At 59.6% G+C, this 314-nt stretch carries 1 protein-coding gene; it reads left to right on the top strand.

Features of this window, described 5'->3' with window-relative positions:
- Positions 1–96: 96 nt before the first annotated feature.
- The coding region (locus DK254_RS16865) for a transposase (RefSeq protein ID WP_371921153.1) at positions 97–314 on the top strand (218 nt) is incomplete at its 3' end.

Here is a 314-nt window from a genome sequence, read left to right as displayed (position 1 = left end):
CCGAACAGTTGAACGAGCTAAACCTCGAACCACAAGCGTGGGCAGTCAGAGTGCTCTCGCCGTGCAGTTTACGAGGGTTTGATCATGACGTGTTGGGTGGGTATCGATGTCGCCAAGGATTCGTTAGCCGTATGGCTGCGTCCGCAAGGCAAGAGCTTCAGCGTTTCCAATGACGAGCAAGGTCACCAGCAGTTGCTGGCGCTGTTCGCCGAGGAGAAGCCCGGCCGTATCGTGCTGGAGGCGACCGGTGGTTATGAGTGCGATGTGATGTTCGGCCTGTCTCGCGCCGGTCACGCGGTCTCGCGCCTGAACCC

The sequence above is a fragment of the Pseudomonas sp. RW407 genome (assembly GCF_003176655.1).
In the GTDB taxonomy this organism is placed as follows: Bacteria; Pseudomonadota; Gammaproteobacteria; order Pseudomonadales; family Pseudomonadaceae; genus Pseudomonas; species Pseudomonas delhiensis.
Note: the sequence above shows the minus strand (reverse complement) of the source record. Positions and strands in the feature narration are given on the sequence as shown.